Source organism: Rubrivirga aquatilis, from assembly GCF_046845665.1.
Taxonomy (GTDB): domain Bacteria; phylum Bacteroidota; class Rhodothermia; order Rhodothermales; family Rubricoccaceae; genus Rubrivirga.
In genome coordinates, this window is record NZ_CP177355.1 from 1689530 (window position 1) to 1705709 (window position 16180).

Genomic DNA, 16180 nt, shown 5'->3' on the forward strand with positions numbered 1-16180 from the left:
GTGGCCCAGGCCAACGCGATCACGGAAAGATTCGGCGGCGCGCTCAACGACATTGTCGAATTGGGGCCTGAAGGAACCGAGAACCTGATCTGGTCGGTCGTCCTGATCGTCGCGGTCTGGGCCGTCCGCCAGCTCGCGCTCCGCGCCATCCGCCAGCGGGCGCCTGACGACTCGCGCCGGATCTACCGCTGGCGCAAGGTCACGACCTACATCGCGACGGCCGTGCTGACGGTCGGGCTGTTCTCGATCTGGATCTCGGAGGCGGGCGGGCTCGGCACCTTTCTCGGCCTGCTGACGGCGGGCGTGGCGATCGCGCTCAAGGACCCGCTCGTCGACCTCGCCGGCTGGGCGTTCGTCCTGTGGCGCCGCCCGTTCGCGACCGGCGACCGCGTCTCGATCCGCCAGCACACCGGCGACGTGATCGACCAGCGCGTCTTCCAGTTCACGCTCCTGGAGGTCGGCACGGCGACGGGCGCGGGGCAGTCGACGGGCCGCATCATCCACGTCCCCAACGGATGGGTCTTCTCGGACTCGGTCGTCAACCACACCGGCGCGTTCGCCTACGTGTGGCACGAGGTGGCCGTGGTCGTCACGTTCGAGAGCGACTGGCGGGCGGCCAAGACGATGCTGGAGGAGGTCGCCCAGGAGACGGCGGGGCACCTGTCCGACGACGCCGAGCGGACGCTGCGCCGCGCGGCCCGGGAGTACTTCATCTTCTACTCCAAGCTCACGCCGGTCGTCTACACGACGGTCGTGGGAGAGGGCGTCCAGCTCACGCTTCGCTACCTCGTCGAGCCTCGGCGCGTGCGCGGGAGCGAGCAGGACGTGTGGGAGGCCATCTTGGACCGGCTCGCAGAGCGCGACGACATCGACCTCGCGTACCCGACCTCGCGGCTCTTCCGCAACGACCTCGAGGGCAAGCCCGGCACCGGCGGCCCAGCGCCCGGAGACACAGGGGAGGGGCGGTAGGGTCGGACTCAGGCCGTCACCGCCCGGCCCGCCGTCGGCGCCGTCGCGCGGTCGGGGTGCCGCCCCTCGACGCCCGCCAGCAGGTCCTCGATGGCGCCCAGGTCGGCGTCGAGGTCGCCCGAGGGCACGAGCGTCCCGCAGATCCGGATCTCGCGGCGCCCCCAGTCGAGGCCGACCACGGCGATGGGGACGCCGGCCTCGACGGCGATCCGGTGGAAGCCGGACTTCCAGCGCGGGGCCGCGCTCCGGGTGCCCTCGGGCGTGAGCGCCACGATGGCGGGGCCCGCTCCCCGCAGCCGCGACGCGCCCTGCTCGACGAGCCCGCCCGGCGCGGACCGGTCGACGGGGACGCCGCCGAACGCGCGCAGCGCCCAGCCGAGCGGGCCCCAGAACAGCTGGCGCTTGGCGAAGACGGCGAACGAGAGGTCGCACCACGCGGCGGCCGCCAGCCCCACGAGCCCGTCCCAGTTCGACGTGTGCGGTGCGCCGACGAGCACCATCCGGGGCACGTCCGCGAAGCCGCCGGCATAGCGCCAGCCCATCGCCGTGAACACCCACCGCCCGAGCGCGCGGAGCCAGCGCGGGTGGCCCCGCCGAGGCACGGCCGGGGGCAGGTCCGGCAGCAGAGCGGCCGTTGGCAGGGGCTGGGCGGTCGGAGCGGGCATCTCGAAAACTAGGGGCACGCGCAGCGGGCGGGCGAGAGCGGGCGCACCGGGCCTGGCTTGACGCCAACGCCAGCCGATCGCTTCTTCCGCTCTTCCGCCGGGGCCCTCCGAGATGCCCGGACGCCGCCCCAGCCGTCGTTACCTTGCGGCTGACCGACCGCTCCCCATGTCCACGACGTTCGAAGGCTCTCTCGTCTCGCCCCCCGACGCGCGCTACGCGATCGTGGCGGGCCGCTTCAACGAGGCCATCACCCGGCGGCTGCTCGAGGGCGCCGTCGAGGCACTCGGCCGCCACGGCGCCGACCCCGACGCCGTCGACGTGGCGTGGTGCCCCGGCGCGTTCGAGATCCCGTTCGTCGCCCACAAAATGGCCGGGTCCGGGACGTACGACGCTGTGATCTGCCTGGGCGCCGTCATCCGAGGCGCGACGGCACACTTCGACTACGTGGCCGGCGGGTCCGCGAACGGCTGTCAGCAGGCCGCCCTCGACACCGGCGTGCCCGTCCTGTTCGGCGTGCTCACTGTCGACTCGATCGAGCAAGCGTGGGAACGGGCCGGTACCAAGGCCGGCAACAAGGGGGCCGAGGCCGCCGCCGCCGCCGTGGAGATGGTCAACCTCGCCCGCCAGCTCTAGCCCCCCAACGACCCCGACGACGGTACGCGCACTTTCTCTGCACTCCCATGCGGACGCTCCTCGCGCTCCTCGTCGCCGTCGTTCTCGCGCTCCCCGCCGCCGCCCAGGCGCCGGGCTGGCAAGCCTACCCGGCCTACAACGAGGTCACCGCGCTGACCTCGACGCCCGATGGGCTGTGGGCGGCCACGGCTGGGGGCCTCTTCTTCTACGATACCGGCACGGGTGAGCTGGCGACGGTGACCTCGGCCGGCGACCTGCGCGGCGGGCCCATCGGGTCGCTGGCGTACGACGCTGGCCGCGACGTGGTCTGGATCGGCTACGAGGACGGCGTGCTCGAACGGCTCGACGCCCAGACCTTCGAGGTGACGGCGTACTTCGACGTCCAGCGGGCCGACCAGTACGCCTCGCGCGGGGTCCGCCGCGTGGTCGTGGCCGGCGACCTCCTCTACCTCGCGACCGACTTTGGCGTCGTCGTGTTCGACGGGGACGCCGGGCGGACGATTGAGGCCTACGCCCGGATCGGCGACCTGGAAGCGGGCACGCCGGTCAACGACGTGCTGGCGGCGCCGCTTCCGGACGGCAGCGACGGGCTGTACGTCGCCACCGACGGCGGCGCGTACTCGGCCCGGATCGGCGGCGTGCTCCAGGCGCCCGGTGCGTGGACCCGGCTCGGGCTCGACGGCGCCGCTTTCAGCCTGGCCCTCTTCAACGGCGACCTCTACGTCGGCGGCGGGCCGGACGGCGCCCGCGACCTCTACCGCCGGACTGCCAGCGGTTTCGAGCGCCGGCTGTTCACCAACAACCCGATCGTCGATCTCGTGCCGGGCGACGGCGTGCTCTACGCGCTCGCGCCGAGCTTCGTCTATGCGCTCCCGCCGTCGGGGCCGTCGTCGTTCTACCGGATCGCGGGCGCGAGCGCGCTGTCCGGGCTGGCGCTCGGGCCGGACGGGGCGCCGTGGGCGTCCGACGCGGCCGTCGGGCTGTTCCGCTTGACGTCGACGCCCGCGCCCGGCGAGAACAACGTGACGCCCGAGACGATCGCCCCCCCCGGCCCGCTCTCGACGGCCATCACCGACTTGGACATCGGCGAGGACGGCGTGCTGTGGCTCGTCACGGAACGGCTGGCGTCGGCGAGCTACGCGTCCGTGAGCCGGTTGGAGGGCGGTGCGTGGACCTCGTACCGCACCGATGACGGGTCACTCGACATCGTTCGCGCGTCGCTGCTGTCGGCCGCCGTCGCGCCGGACGGCGCGTTCTTCGCCGGCTCGTCGGGCGGCGGCCTGAGTGTCTTCCGCGACGGCACGCCCACGACCTACACCCAGGCCAACTCGTCGCTCGAGGACGCGCTCAGCGACCCTGGCTTCGTCGTCGTTCGGGACGTGACCTTCGACGACGACGGCCGGGCCTGGGTGCTCAACTCGTCTGGCGTCCCGATGCACGTCTTCGCCGACGGCCAGTGGACAGGCCTCCAGTACCCGCCCGGCATCCCCGCGACGGCCGAGCCGTTCCGCGTCGCCATTGACGCGTTTGGCCAGAAGTGGCTCGCGCTCGGCGGTAACGGGCTCGGCGCCTGGGACACGGGCGCCGACCCGCGCTCGGGCGCCGACGACCGTGGGGTCCGCTACTCCGGCGTCACCGGCGGCGGCACCGGCCTGCCCGACGCCGACGTGCGCGACGTCGTCGTCGACCGCCAGGGCCGGGTCTGGCTCGGCACCGCCCGCGGCATCGCGTTCGTGTTCTCCCCCGGCTCCGCCTTCTCCGCCGACGCTGCGCTCGCGCTCCCCCAGTGGCCCGTCATCGCCGACGGCCGCGACTACCTGCTGCGCGACGTCGAGGTGTTCGACCTCGAAGTCGACCCGGCGGGCCAGATCTGGGTCGGCACCTCCAGCGGGGCCTACCTCCTCAATGCCGCCGGCGACGGGCTGGTGCGGACGGTCAACGCGGCGAACAGCCCGTTGCCGAGCGACAAAGTGTTCCGCGTCGCGGTCGACCCCTCGACTGGGCGCGTGTTCTTCGTGACCGCGGAGGGCCTCTTTAGCGCACCCGGCGACGCGACGCGGCCGGTCGTCGGGTCGAGCGAGCTCGTCACCGCGCCGTCGCCGTTCCGCCCGGCGGAGTCGGCCGAGGGCGTGGTGGTCAGCGGGCTGCCGTCGGCTATCTCGCAGGTTCGCGTGGCGACCGTTGCGGGCGACGTGGTGTTCTCGGGTGAGGTCCGGGGCGGCTCGTTCCGCTGGGACGGCCGCGACGGCTCCGGCCGTCCCGTCCCGTCGGGCGTCTACCTCGTCGCCGCGGCCGGCTCGGACGGGTCGACGACGGTCGGCAAAATCGCGGTGATCCGTTAAGCGACGGTCTGGGGAATGGAGCGGCCCCTCACCCTCTCCCACTGGGAGAGGGTGAGGGGCCGCTGGGGTGCCATCAGAGCGCCGCCGTATGGATCCCCGCCTGCATGGGGACGACTCAACGTTGAGGGGTCGGCTTCCCCAGACAGCTGCTCAGGCTGGCGACCCGCCTTCCGTCCGCGCAGGTCTAGTCGGCCGTCGTCTGGGCGGAGAACGGATCCGACCACCTCGGGTCGATCGCGAGCGTGGTGTCGGTGAGCGTGTGGAGGAAGGCCACGAGTGCGGCCCGGTCGTCGGCGCTGAAGTTCAGGCGCTGCGGTCGGCCGCGGTGCCCACGCAGGCGGAGGTCGAGGAACTGGCTGGGCTGGACCCCCAAGTCGTAGTGGTCGACGACCTCCTCGAGCGTGGCGAACCGGCCGTCGTGCATGTAGGGGGCTGTCAGCGCGATGTTTCGGAGTGTCACGACGCGGAACCGGCCGCGCCCGGCGCCACGGTCGGTCACGACCGAGTCGAGCCCGTTGCTCAGGATCGCCCCGCCCACGAACAGGTCGTTCGTGTGGCACTGCTCACAGCGGCCGGGCCCGAAGAACAGCTCGAGGCCTCGGTTCTCCTGGTCGGTGAGGCCGGCGAGCGGCTGGCCGAACCGGGCGTCCGGGGCGCCGCGCGCGGCGTCGTACCGCGTGTTGGTGGCCACGATGGAGCGGACAAACTGGGACAGCGCGCGGGCCACGCGGCCGCTCGTGACCTCGGGCGTCCCGAAGGCGTCGGCGAACAGGCTGGGGTAGAAGTCGGTCGCCGCCAGCCGAGTCGTCAACTCGTCCAGCGTCATCCCCATCTCGACGGGGTCTTGGATCGGCTGTAGGACCAAGTCCTCCAGCGTCCGCGCCCGGGCGTCCCAGAAAAAGCGGCGGGCCCGGTCGTAGCGGGCAAGGGCGAGGGCCATCGAGTGGCGGGCGGTCGGCACGCCGTCGAACCCGGGGCTCCGGGGGCGGGGGTCGGAGAACCCGTGATCCTGGCGGTGGCACGACGCGCACGAGACGGACTCGTTCTGGGACAGCCGGACATCGTAGAACAGCACGCGCCCGAGCGTCGCGCCAGCGTTGGTAACCGGGTTGCCGGCCGGCGTGGTGTCCCAGTCCCGGACTTCCTCCGGCATGAGGTAGCCCGGGAGGGCGACGCTCTCGTAGTCGTAGGGCGTCGCGGGCAGGACCGGCGTCCCGCTCACTCGGGCGGCAAAGGTGCCTCCAACGGCGGCCAGGGAGAACACGGCGAGCGACGCGAGCCGGAACCAAGAGGTCGACGCAGTCGGCATGTCGAGCAGCGGGAAAGCGGGGAGATCAGCCTACGATGTCGAGAGACAGTGTACTCCGGGTGCGCTTTCCCGTCCCCCGCTCTGCCCGCCTCAGTGCTCGCGAAGCGACCCTGCCGACGGCGAGCGAGGCTCGGCGATGGCCCAGAGATCGTCGGGATGGGTTCTCCGTCTGGGGCGGCGCCCCGCCGTCGGGAGATTCCCCACAACCCGCCAGACGGGGTGAATCCGCCCGGTTCGAGCCGTGTCAGAGGAACGCGTGCGCACGAGTCCGGTGGAAGTGGCTCCCCCTCTCTCTTCCCCCTCTTCCCATGGATCGCACCACCATTCTGAACAACTACGTCACCGACATGGCGGCCGTCGAGACGCACATTCTCGAGGCCGTCGAGCGCCAGCTCGAGTCGGACGACACCGCACGGTACCCGGCCGCTCAGCGGTCGCTCTCCTCGCTCCGCAGCAAGCTCCAGAGCCACGTCCGTGAGCTCGAAGCGTACAACGAGCGCACCGAGGGCGGTGGCATCAAGGAGGCCCTCAAGGAGGCCGCGTTCGGCGCGCTCGGCGTCGCCGCCGGGTTCTACGACCAGCTCCGCCAGACCGACAAGGTCTCGCGCATGGTCCGCGACACGTACACGGCGACGAGCCTGGCCGCTGTCAGCTACCACATGCTTTACACGACGGCGCTGGCGCTGAAGGCCGACGACCTCGCCGCGCTGGCGATCGGCAACCTCCGCGACCTCACGGCCGCCATCGGCGAGCTGTCCGAGGTCGTCTGCACGGTCGTCGCGGCTGAGCTGACCGACGAGGACAAGACGATCGACCCGACGGTGGGCCCGCAGGCGGTCGCGGCGACGCAGGCGGCCTGGGCCCCCGCCGGCGAGTAGACAGCGCTCTCCATTCTTCCCCGGGCGGGGCCGTCGCGATCTGCGGCGGCCCCGTTTTTTGATGAGCACGCGGGGCAGGGGGGAGGCCCGCGTGCCGCGAGCGCTCAGAAACGGTGCGGAGGCCGTCCGTGGGGCCACACCTGGCGCTCCGGCCTGGGTTACTCCCCGAGGCCGAGCGCGGCGATCTCCCAACGAAGCCCGACGGTGATCGCGCCGTTGCGGGTCAGCCCGCGCTCGGCGTCGTCGAGCGAGCGGAACGTGCCGGCGAGGTCGATCGCCAGCCGGGGCAGCAGCTCGCGGCTGAGCACGGCGTGCACGTCCCAGCCCGTCTGGCGGACGCCTACGAACGTCGGGGCGATGTCGTCGCGGCGCGTGAGGTACGAGATGCGCGGGTCGGCGCCGACGTAGACGCCGTCGGGGTCCCGGCCCCGGCGCGTCCGGGCGATGGACAGCGACGCGCTCGTCTGCACATCTGGGCGGTAGCGGAGCGCGAGCGTGGCACGCTCGGCGTTCGGCCCCGCTTGGTGCCCCAGCACGTCGTCGTAGTGGACGTAGGCGCTGGACTCGGTCCGGTGGCCCCACAGGTAGGGCCGCATCCGGGCGTACTCGGCCCGCGTCTCCAGCCCCGCCAGCCCGAGATCGACCGTGTGGACCCCCGCCAGCAGGCCCCACTTGTTGGTCCAGGCGTCCGCGAAGAAGGTGGAGGCACGAAACTCGTCGAGGATGAACTGGCTGTAGCCCCGCACACCACGGCCTCGGACCGAGAGGCCCGCGCCGAGGAGGGCGTTGTCGCCCGAGCCCAGCTCGCTCTCGACGGGCCGGAAGAAGATGACGGGGTTGAGGTAGCCCAGCTCCAGCCCCCGCCGGTTGCCGCGGAGCGTGTCGTCGTGGAAGACGACTGCCTCGAAGGCGTCGAACTGGACGCGGCCGAGGGCGACCGAGAACCGGTGGAAGGCGGTGTACTTCGAGGGGAGCACGGTGTCGTTCCCGCGCGGGTCGCGGTCGGGCGTCGTCAGCCGCGCGACGGCCATCGTGTAGCGGACGGGCCCGGCGGCGGCGGCGATCCGCAGGTGATCGTAGGCGGCCGATTGGTTGGACAGGAAGAGCGTCCCGGTGCCCGCGCCCCAGTCGTTGCGGTCGCGCGCCAGCCGCACGTCGACAAAGCGGTCGCGGTAGCCGACGGCGCCCGTCGCCTCGAGATAGTCGTAGCCGTCGTCGCCGAGCGGTTTCACGAAGCCCAGGCCCGGAGCGGTTGCGCGAGCCGGGTCGCGCGCGAAGACGAGGGGGACGCGCTGGTTCTCCGTGGCCCGGGTCTCGAAATAGAGCCGCCCCAGGTGGCCGGCGGCACGCGCGCCCCGCGAGCTCCGGTACGCCAGCCCATCGCCCGCCGTGCGCGCAGCGGGGCCGGCCACCAGCGACACCACCGGCGAGGCCTCGAACGCGTACCCGTCGCCCTCGGCTCGGGCCGCCGAGACGCCGTCGCGAAAGAGCCCCAGGGGCACGCGGCGTCCGAACAGCGTGGCGGGCGTCCGCGAGCGGTAGCGGTCCACCAATTCGCGGTCGGCGCGGGAGAGTCCGGCCAGCCCATGGGCGGCGAGCGAGTCGACCATGGCGATGGCCTCGCCGGCCGAGAGCGGGAGCGCGTCGCCTGCACCCTGGGGGAGCCGTCCGGCCGTCGCCTGCCGCCGCACGAGGTCGGAGAGCGGGCTCCCGACCTCCAGCAGCCCCTCACGCTGGGCGAGCGCGGACGTGGGCAGCAAGAGCAGGGCAACGATGAGGGCGCGGAGCATCGGACAGCGGGGGCGGCCCATAAGCTACCCGCCTCCGTGGGGGCCCGATGGGCGATGGGCATGCCCCGAAGGCGAGCAACGCTCGCCGCGCCCCCGTCGGGTCAGTCGCCCGTCACCAGCACGACGGGGTCGTCGTCGTCTCGGCCACCGGTCTCGTCGTTGTTGAGGATCATCGACAGGATGATGTACGGGATGATGGCGCCGCCCTGGCTGAAGATGGCGGCGAGCACCCAGCCGATCCGGACGACGGTCGCGTCGAGCCCGAAGTAGTTGGCCATGCCGGCGGCGACCCCGCTGATCTTCTTGTTCTTGCGGTCCTTCATGAGCTTGGTGCGGCCCTCGCGCCGAGCCTTGGCGCGGCGCCGCCGGGCTTCCTCGGCGGCCCGGCTGGCGGCGCCGCCGGCGCCGCGGAGCGCCTTCTCGGCCTGGGCGAAGGCGCGCGAGGCTTGGCGCCCGGCGGCGTCCGTGCGGGCGCTCCGGCCGACCGTCTTGCGCTCGGTCGTCCTCTGGGTGCGGCGCTGACGCTTGCGACGCTTGGCGGCGCGCGCGCGCGCCTTGCGGTTCCGGCGGGCGGCAGGGCTCCAAGACAAGACCCCGAACCCAGTCAGCATGATCAGCACGGCGGCGAAGATGGGCAGCACCGCCGCCAGCTGGCCCAGCACCGCGCTCCCGATCCGCAGCAGCCCCATCAACTGCAAGCTGTAGAGCGCGCCGATCCCGATGAGCCCCATCCCCGAGGCGGTCTGCAAGTTCCAGAATCCGGCCTCCTTCTCCTCGTGGGCCTCCTCCTCGAGCTCCTGCTCGGCCATGAAGGCCGCAATGTCGTCGTCGGAGACGAAGCCGAAGTCGTCGTCGTAGACCTCCTCTTCAGACTCGGAGGACCGGCGGCGGGAACGGGTGGCCATGGGAATGCAAGCGGTGGGTGGCAATCTACGGGGCCAGGGCGTCAGGGGTGCAGTGGGGCAGAGGTGTGGGTCGGCGATTGGCACGGCGCGCGCGCGCCCACTCCGCTGGCGCATGCCGGCGCCCGCCTTCCTGTCTCCCCTTCCACCCAGGAGGGGAGACGGGTGCGAGCCCCTCGTGAGGCCTCTCCCCTCCGGGAGGGACGGGGAGAGGACCGCTCCACCGACCTACCGGCGAACGACCCGGACCGTCTCCGCCTCCGTCACCACCACATCGAGGCGTGCGTCGTGCGGCTCTGTCGGCAGGGTGTCCACCAGCGCCGCCGACGGCACCACCCCGACGCGGAGCGCGCGGGTCCCGGCCAGGAACCGATCGTAGAAGCCGCCGCCGTAGCCGAGCCGGCTCCCGTCGCGCCCCGCCGCCAGGCCGGGCACGAGCACCACGTCGATGGTGCCCGGTTCGACGGCGTGCGCGTCGTCGGCTGGCGTTCGCGTCCCGAACGCCCCGGCTACCAGCCTGCTGGCGCCGTCGAACCGCCGGTGCATCAGCGACCGCCCCACCACGACCGGCAGCGCGACCGTCCGGCCCTCGGCCGCCAGCACCTCCGCCAGGGCCCGCAGGTCGACCTCGCCGGGGAGCGGCCAGAACAGGTGCACGACGCGAGCGGCCTCGACCTCAGGCAGCGCGCGTACGCGGTCGACGATCGCCGCCGAGACGGCCGCCGCGTGCGGAGACGGCGTGCGGGTGCGGAGCGCTCGGAACCGCTCGCGCGCGGCCGCTTTCTTCGCCGCCACGCCCGCCTCAGACATGTCCGAGACCCGCCTCGACCGCTTCGACGCCTACCGCGCCCGGATGAACGCCCGCATCTTGGACGAGGGCTCCCACCTCGGCGTCAAGCGTTTCTTCAACCTCGACACCGCCGCGTATCGCGACGGCGCGCTCGACGGCCGCACCAAGGAGCTCCTCGGCCTCGTCGCGTCTGCCGTCTTGCGCTGCAACGACTGCATCGACTACCACATCGAGCAGTGCGCCGCCGCCGGGTACTCCGACGACGAGATGATGGACGCCATGAACGTGGCCCTCGTCGTCGGCGGCAGCATCGTCATCCCGCACCTCCGCCACGCCGTCGAGACGATGGACCTGTTGAGGGCGCGGGGGACGGGGAACGGGGAATAAGGCAGAGGGAGGGCCAGCTTGGTGGCCGTGGTGCTGGGGAACGGGAGGCTTTTCCCTGGCCCCCAATCCCCAGTCCCGAGTCCCCCCGACCCTCACAGCTCCAGGTCCTGCCACGCCACCAGCGCCGGGAAGAGCGGGAGCAGGTAGCGCTGGCTCGTGACGAGGTACGGCATCCCGCCGCCGCCCGTGCCCGAGCCGTCGTCGACGTGGCGGCGCACCGTCCGGCGGTGGACCGTCAGGAAGCTGCCGTCGGAGGAGGCGTGGAGGGCGTCGTCCGTCGCCACGACCCGTTCCAGAACGTGGGCGAGGGCGGACTTCGGCGCTCGCGCCTGCAGGTAGTACGCCCCCGCGCGCGCCGCCTCCATCCCGTCGCGCCGCGCGTTCTCCGCGCTCGCGGCCGCCTCCAGATCCGACCGGAACGCCTCGACGGCGGCCGGCTCGGTCCCGCTCGCGCCCGCCGCCAGCCCCAGCGTCGCCCGGAACCGACTGACGGCCCGGTCGACGTCCTCGGCGTGGATGCGGCGGACGGCCGGGGGAGGGGGGAGGTCCGCTCCCAACTGGGGCAGCGACGCCAGCAGCTCGTGCGCGGCGGCGTCCAGGCGGGCGGCCCCACTGGCGGGCGAGCCCGGCGACGGCGACGCCATCTCGGCACCGCCCCTGAGCACGACCGGGTCCGCCAGCGCCACGTGCCCGCACGGCGAGCCGGTGTAGTGGCGGCTGAACGTGTCGCCGGGGAAGACGCGCAGGTCGAGGAGCGGCCCCTTCCCGAGCGCCCGCTGGATCAGCCGGAGGTGCGCCGCCTGGAAGCCCGACGACGGGACCAGGTGCTCGCGGAACAGCGCGAACTCCAAGCGCGAGAACAGCACGTCGTCCTCGCCGTTGCGGCCCATCAACTCCATGATCGGGGGGAGCAGCCGCCGCGCCGCGTGCCGGAGCCGGTTCGAGGCCGTGATCGCCGGCCGCCACACCGCCGCGGCCCGGCTCTCGGCGTCGTCGATCTCGCCCTCGGCGAGCGCCAGCGCCACGCGGTCCGTCTGGGGCATCGCGCGGACGCGGTCGAGCGTCGCGGCCACGACGGCCAGGTCGAACGTCATCTGCTTGAAGACGACCTCGCACAGCTGGTGGACGATCACGAACGCCCGCTCGTCGGGCACCGACGACGCCGGGGTCCCGGCCGCCAGCAGGTCCCCGAGGCCGAGGTAGCTCGCGTAGTCCAGCCCCAGCCGCCCGTCCGGGCCGGGCGGGTTGACGAGCGGCGTGCCGTCGGCGTCGCGCAGGCGGTTCGCGTCCAGATCGGCGCGGGTGTCGGGGTCGAGGGCGAAGGCCCACCAGGGATCGGTCGTCATGCCCAAGGGTACGGCGGGTGCGGACGCTACAGCCCGCCGACCGTGACGCGGGCGACCTCGCAGACGGCCCCGCAGCGGACGCCGTTGGGGTACTGCGGCTCGTAGACGGCCACGCCCGAGCCCCGGGCGACGAGGGCGTCGTCACGCTCGACATCAATGCGCAGCGCGCCCCGCAGCGGTTCCAGCGTCACCACCAAGTCGCCGTCGTCGATCCAGACTCCCAGGCACCCGTCGCCGGTGTCGGTCGCGTCGGGCGCCAGCGTGAACGCGCACGACCGAGTCTCGTCGCCGGTGGCCCGGACGACGTAGCGGCCGCTGGGGGGCGGGCCGACCGTCGCGACCCGGACGAGGAGGGCGTCGGAGCAGCCGATCAGCGTGCACCCGTAGGTGTCGCGCGTCGTGTCGCAGCCGGCGGCGGCGAGTGGGAGGGCGACGAGGGCGGCGAGCAGGAGCAGGCGCATGACTGAGAGGGGAGGGGCGTGCCAGCTTGCGTCAGGCCGGCGGCGCGCGCCAGCCCATTTAACGTCCCCGCCGCGGGCCGCACCGCCAGTCGGGAGGCCCGCCCATATCCGCCAGCCCTTCACCGGCTCGCGCAGGGCCGCTCCCTACTTTTGTCGTCGCCTCGTCCCGGACACCCCCGGGCAGGGCTACGGCCGCCCCGGTGGACCCCCGACTGGACATCGGGCGGCACCCCGCGACCCCGCCCCGCCCGCGCGGCCCGCCAGAACCTCTGGCGCTCGCTGCGACCCCCACCGTCCCCCAGGCCCCCTCCGAATGTTCGAAACGCTGTCCGACAAGCTTGATGTCGCCCTGAAGTCCGTCAAGGGCGAGGGCCGGATCAACGACCTCAACATCGCCGAGACGATGCGCGAGGTCCGCCGCGCGCTCCTCGACGCCGACGTCAACTACCAGGTCGCCAAGGACTTCACCAACAAGGTGAAGGCGCACGTCACCGACGAGAAGGTCCTGCAGGCCGTCAATCCCGGCCAGCAGTTCGTCAAGCACGTCTACGACGAGCTCGTGTACCTGCTCGGCGACGTCCACGTCGACCTCAACACCGCCAAGAAGCCGCCGACGGTGATCCTGGTGGCCGGCCTGCAGGGCGCAGGCAAGACGACGTTCGTCGGCAAGCTGGCGCTCTTCCTCAAGAGCAAGGGCCGTAGCCCGATGGTCGCCGCCGCCGACGTGTACCGCCCGGCCGCCGTCGACCAGCTCGAGACGTTGGCCGGCCAGGTCGGCGTCCCGGTCTTCTCGATCCGCGGGGCCGACGGCGTGCCGGTCAAGGACGCCGTCGACGTGGCCCGCAAGGCCGTCGCCGAGGCGCGCCGGATGGGCCGCGACACCATCATCATCGACACCGCCGGCCGCCTGCACGTCGACGAGGCCATGATGGACGAGGTCGTCGCCATCAAGGCGGCCACCGAGCCCGACGAGATCCTGTTCGTCGTCGACGCGATGACGGGCCAGGACGCCGTCAACACGGCCAAGGCCTTCAACGACCGGCTCGACATCGACGGCGTCGTCCTGACGAAGCTCGACGGCGACACGAGGGGCGGGGCCGCCCTGTCGATCCGCTCGGTCGTCGAGAAGCCGATCAAGTTCGCCGGGACCGGCGAGAAGCTCGACGCGCTCACCGAGTTCTACCCCGACCGGATGGCCCAGCGCATCCTGGGCATGGGCGACGTGGTCTCGTTCGTCGAGAAGGCCCAGGAGCAGTTCGACGTCGAGGAGGCCGAGAAGCTGCAGCGCAAGTTCCGCACCCAGGACTTCGACCTCCAGGACTTCTACGACCAGCTCCAGAAGATCAAGAACATGGGGTCGCTCAAGGACCTTCTGGGCATGATCCCCGGCGTCGGCAAGGCCATCAAGCAGATCGACGTCGACGACGACGCCTTCAAGCACATCGAGGCGCTCATCCAGTCGATGACGCCGTTCGAGCGGGCCAACCCCGACCAGATGAACGGCTCGCGCCGCCGCCGGATCGCCAAGGGCGCCGGCCTGGAAGTGCAGGACGTCAACGCGCTCCTCAAGCAGTTCCGCGAGATGAAGAAGATGATGAAGACGATGTCCAAGCTCCAAGGCAAGGGCCGTCCCGTCGACGCCAACCAACTCCTGACCGGGCGCTAGCCCGGCGTGCGAAGGTTGAAACGAGGAAGGTTCGAACGTTCGAACCGACTGCCAACCTTCAACCTTTCAACCTTCAACGTTTAACCCCCTACCCCGAATGTCCGTCAAGCTCCGATTCCGCCGCATGGGCCGCAAGCAGCTGCCCGTCTACGGCCTGGTCGCCACCGACAGCCGCTCGCCCCGCGACGGCAAGTTCATCGAAGACCTCGGCCGCTACGAGCCGATCTCCGAGCCCGCGCAGGTCAAGTTCAACGCCGAGCGCATCCTGTACTGGCTCGGCCAGGGCGCCCAGCCGTCGCACACGGTCCGCAACCTGCTCCAGAAGGAGGGCATCCTGATGCGCTGGTCGATGACCCGCGCCGGGGCCACCGCCGAGGAGATCGAGACGGCCGTCGAGGAGTTCAAGGCGCGCCGCGCCGAGAAGGCCGCGTCGACCGGTAAGAAGACGCGGGCCGAGCGCCGCGCCGACGCCTTGGCTGCCGAGAAGGCCGCCGCCAAGGAGAAGGCTGCCGAACTCGCCAAGGTCCGCGCCGAGCGCGAGGCCGAGCTCCGCGCCCAGCGCGAGGCCGCCGAGGCCGAGGAGCGCGCCGCCGCCGAGGCCGCCCGCGACGAGGCCGCCGCCGCCGCCGCCGACTCGGAGGCGCTCACGGAGGCCGCCGACACGTCGGCCCCGGCCGACGCCGCGCCCGCGGCGGACGCTGCCAGCGAGCCCGTCGCCGAGGCCGCCCCGGACGAGACGCCGGAGGCCGCCGAGGAGGCCGTCGCCGAGGCCGCGCCCGAGACGGTCGCCGAGGCCGCCCCGGACGCCGCCGAGGAGCAGCCCGCCACCACCGAGGAGACGACCGAGGCCGTCGCCGCCGAGGCGGGCGAGGAGGTTGCGGACCAGACGGACGCTGGCGCCAGCGAGGCCGACGCCGTTGAGGCGCCGGCCGAGGAGGCGGCGCCCGAGCCGGAGACGGTCGCCACCGAGGAGGCCGCCGCTGAGTCGGCCCCCGCCGAGGAGGCCCCGGCTGCCGACGCCGACGCGGCCGACGACCTCACCGCGCTCTCGGGCGTCGGCCCGAAGTACTCCGGCATCCTGACCGACGCCGGGGTCACGACCTACGCCGCCCTCGCCGACCTGTCCGACGAGCGCCTCCAGGAGATCTTCTCCGAGGCCGGCTCCTCGACCGGCGGCAACGAGGAGGCGTGGCGCGAGCAGGCCCGCCTGCTGGCCGCCGGCGACACCGACGGGCACGCCGCCTACGTCGAGTCGCTCAAGGCGTAGCGCACCCGCAGGATCGACGGGCGGGGTCAGCGCGTGCTGGCCCCGCCCGTTTTCTGTTGACGGTCGCCGCTGATCGGCCGTCGGTCCCGCCCGGACCGGCCGCCGACCACCGCTGACCGACCACCGAGACCCACCCTTCCATGGACCCCGACCGTCTGCTCTTGATGGGCCGTGTCGGCCGCCCCCACGGCGTCCGAGGCGAGCTCAAAGCCGTCCCCGAGACTGACACGCCCGAGCGGTTCGCCGACCTCGAACGCCTGTTCGTCGGCCCCGAAGACCGCGCCCGCGAGATGGCCCTCGACGGCGTCCGCTTCCAGTACCCCAAGGGCCGCACCGTCCCCCTGCTGGCGTTCGCCGACGTCGACTCGATCGAGGCCGCCGAGGAGCTCCGCGGCGCGATGCTGTGGGCGGATGTCGACGACCTGCCGCCGCTCGCGGAGGGCGAGGCCTACCTGCACGACCTGGTCGGGCTGGCGGTCTTCCTCGTGGATGAGTCCGGCGCCGAAGCCGACGAGCCGTTCGGCACCGTCGCCGACGTCTACGAGGGGGCCCAGCTGCTCTTCGCCATCGACCGGCCGGGCGCCGCGCAGGTGCTCCTGCCCGACGTGCCGGAGTTCGTCTTGCGCCTCGACCTCACCGCCCGCCGTCTCTACGTCCGCCCCCCGGAGGGGCTGATCGAGGAGTAGGGACTGGGGACTGTGGGGACTCGGGACTGAGGGGCGTCGCCCCGAGCCCTGAGTCCCTCCCGTCCCCGGAGTCCCCACAGTCCCCATC

General features: G+C 72.6%; 15 protein-coding genes. 8 read left to right on the forward strand and 7 right to left on the reverse strand.

What is annotated here, in order from left to right:
* Complete coding sequence (locus tag ACLII4_RS07365) at nucleotides 1-969, forward strand: mechanosensitive ion channel family protein (RefSeq protein WP_412070254.1); 969 nt, start codon at nucleotides 1-3, stop codon at nucleotides 967-969.
* A gap of 8 nt (nucleotides 970-977) precedes the next feature.
* Here the strand turns inward: ACLII4_RS07365 and ACLII4_RS07370 are convergent, their stop codons facing one another.
* Nucleotides 978-1634: a 1-acyl-sn-glycerol-3-phosphate acyltransferase gene (locus ACLII4_RS07370; RefSeq protein ID WP_412070255.1), complete on the reverse strand. Its 657-nt coding sequence runs from the start codon at nucleotides 1632-1634 to the stop codon at nucleotides 978-980.
* 166 nt (nucleotides 1635-1800) lie between these two features.
* Between ACLII4_RS07370 and ribE the strand changes: the two genes are divergently transcribed.
* Together ribE and ACLII4_RS07380 are read left to right on the forward strand one after the other, a co-directional pair.
* Entirely contained in the window at nucleotides 1801-2268 is a 468-nt protein-coding gene (ribE, locus tag ACLII4_RS07375; RefSeq protein WP_412070256.1) for a 6,7-dimethyl-8-ribityllumazine synthase, read from the forward strand.
* A gap of 47 nt (nucleotides 2269-2315) precedes the next feature.
* A complete protein-coding gene (locus ACLII4_RS07380) occupies nucleotides 2316-4610 on the forward strand; it encodes a two-component regulator propeller domain-containing protein (RefSeq protein ID WP_412070257.1) in 2295 nt (764 codons plus the stop codon).
* Nucleotides 4611-4794: 184 nt separating this feature from the next.
* On the opposite strand, the gene ACLII4_RS07385 is transcribed toward ACLII4_RS07380, so the two are convergent.
* A complete protein-coding gene (locus ACLII4_RS07385; protein WP_412070258.1) occupies nucleotides 4795-5919 on the reverse strand; it encodes a cytochrome-c peroxidase in 1125 nt (374 codons plus the stop codon).
* A 308-nt stretch (nucleotides 5920-6227) separates the two neighbouring features.
* Between ACLII4_RS07385 and ACLII4_RS07390 the strand changes: the two genes are divergently transcribed.
* Nucleotides 6228-6797, forward strand: coding sequence for a hypothetical protein (locus ACLII4_RS07390; RefSeq protein WP_412070259.1), 570 nt, complete (start codon nucleotides 6228-6230; stop codon nucleotides 6795-6797).
* 158 nt (nucleotides 6798-6955) lie between these two features.
* Here the strand turns inward: ACLII4_RS07390 and ACLII4_RS07395 are convergent, their stop codons facing one another.
* The 3 genes from ACLII4_RS07395 to ACLII4_RS07405 all read right to left on the reverse strand — a co-directional run bounded on the left by ACLII4_RS07395 (nucleotide 6956) and on the right by ACLII4_RS07405 (nucleotide 10299).
* A complete protein-coding gene (locus tag ACLII4_RS07395; RefSeq protein ID WP_412070260.1) occupies nucleotides 6956-8587 on the reverse strand; it encodes a hypothetical protein in 1632 nt (543 codons plus the stop codon).
* A gap of 101 nt (nucleotides 8588-8688) precedes the next feature.
* Nucleotides 8689-9492, reverse strand: coding sequence for a PspC domain-containing protein (locus tag ACLII4_RS07400; protein WP_412070261.1), 804 nt, complete (start codon nucleotides 9490-9492; stop codon nucleotides 8689-8691).
* 225 nt (nucleotides 9493-9717) lie between these two features.
* Nucleotides 9718-10299, reverse strand: coding sequence for a 5-formyltetrahydrofolate cyclo-ligase (locus ACLII4_RS07405; RefSeq protein ID WP_412070262.1), 582 nt, complete (start codon nucleotides 10297-10299; stop codon nucleotides 9718-9720).
* On the opposite strand from ACLII4_RS07405, the gene ACLII4_RS07410 reads away from it, so the two are divergent.
* Nucleotides 10298-10666: a carboxymuconolactone decarboxylase family protein gene (locus ACLII4_RS07410; protein ID WP_412070263.1), complete on the forward strand. Its 369-nt coding sequence runs from the start codon at nucleotides 10298-10300 to the stop codon at nucleotides 10664-10666. The two genes, ACLII4_RS07405 and ACLII4_RS07410, sit on opposite strands and share 2 nt — an antisense overlap.
* Nucleotides 10667-10758: 92 nt before the next feature.
* Here ACLII4_RS07410 and ACLII4_RS07415 read toward each other — a convergent pair whose 3' ends face one another.
* A complete protein-coding gene (locus ACLII4_RS07415; RefSeq protein ID WP_412070264.1) occupies nucleotides 10759-12012 on the reverse strand; it encodes a hypothetical protein in 1254 nt (417 codons plus the stop codon).
* A 26-nt stretch (nucleotides 12013-12038) separates the two neighbouring features.
* Entirely contained in the window at nucleotides 12039-12473 is a 435-nt protein-coding gene (locus ACLII4_RS07420) for a hypothetical protein (RefSeq protein ID WP_412070265.1), read from the reverse strand.
* 313 nt (nucleotides 12474-12786) lie between these two features.
* Between ACLII4_RS07420 and ffh the strand changes: the two genes are divergently transcribed.
* From ffh to rimM, 3 genes are all read left to right on the forward strand, one after another.
* A complete protein-coding gene (gene ffh, locus ACLII4_RS07425; protein ID WP_412070266.1) occupies nucleotides 12787-14139 on the forward strand; it encodes a signal recognition particle protein in 1353 nt (450 codons plus the stop codon).
* Nucleotides 14140-14236: 97 nt separating this feature from the next.
* Nucleotides 14237-15406, forward strand: coding sequence for a 30S ribosomal protein S16 (rpsP, locus tag ACLII4_RS07430; RefSeq protein ID WP_412070267.1), 1170 nt, complete (start codon nucleotides 14237-14239; stop codon nucleotides 15404-15406).
* Nucleotides 15407-15546: 140 nt separating this feature from the next.
* Complete coding sequence (rimM, locus tag ACLII4_RS07435; protein ID WP_412070268.1) at nucleotides 15547-16092, forward strand: ribosome maturation factor RimM; 546 nt, start codon at nucleotides 15547-15549, stop codon at nucleotides 16090-16092.
* Nucleotides 16093-16180: the final 88 nt, after the last annotated feature.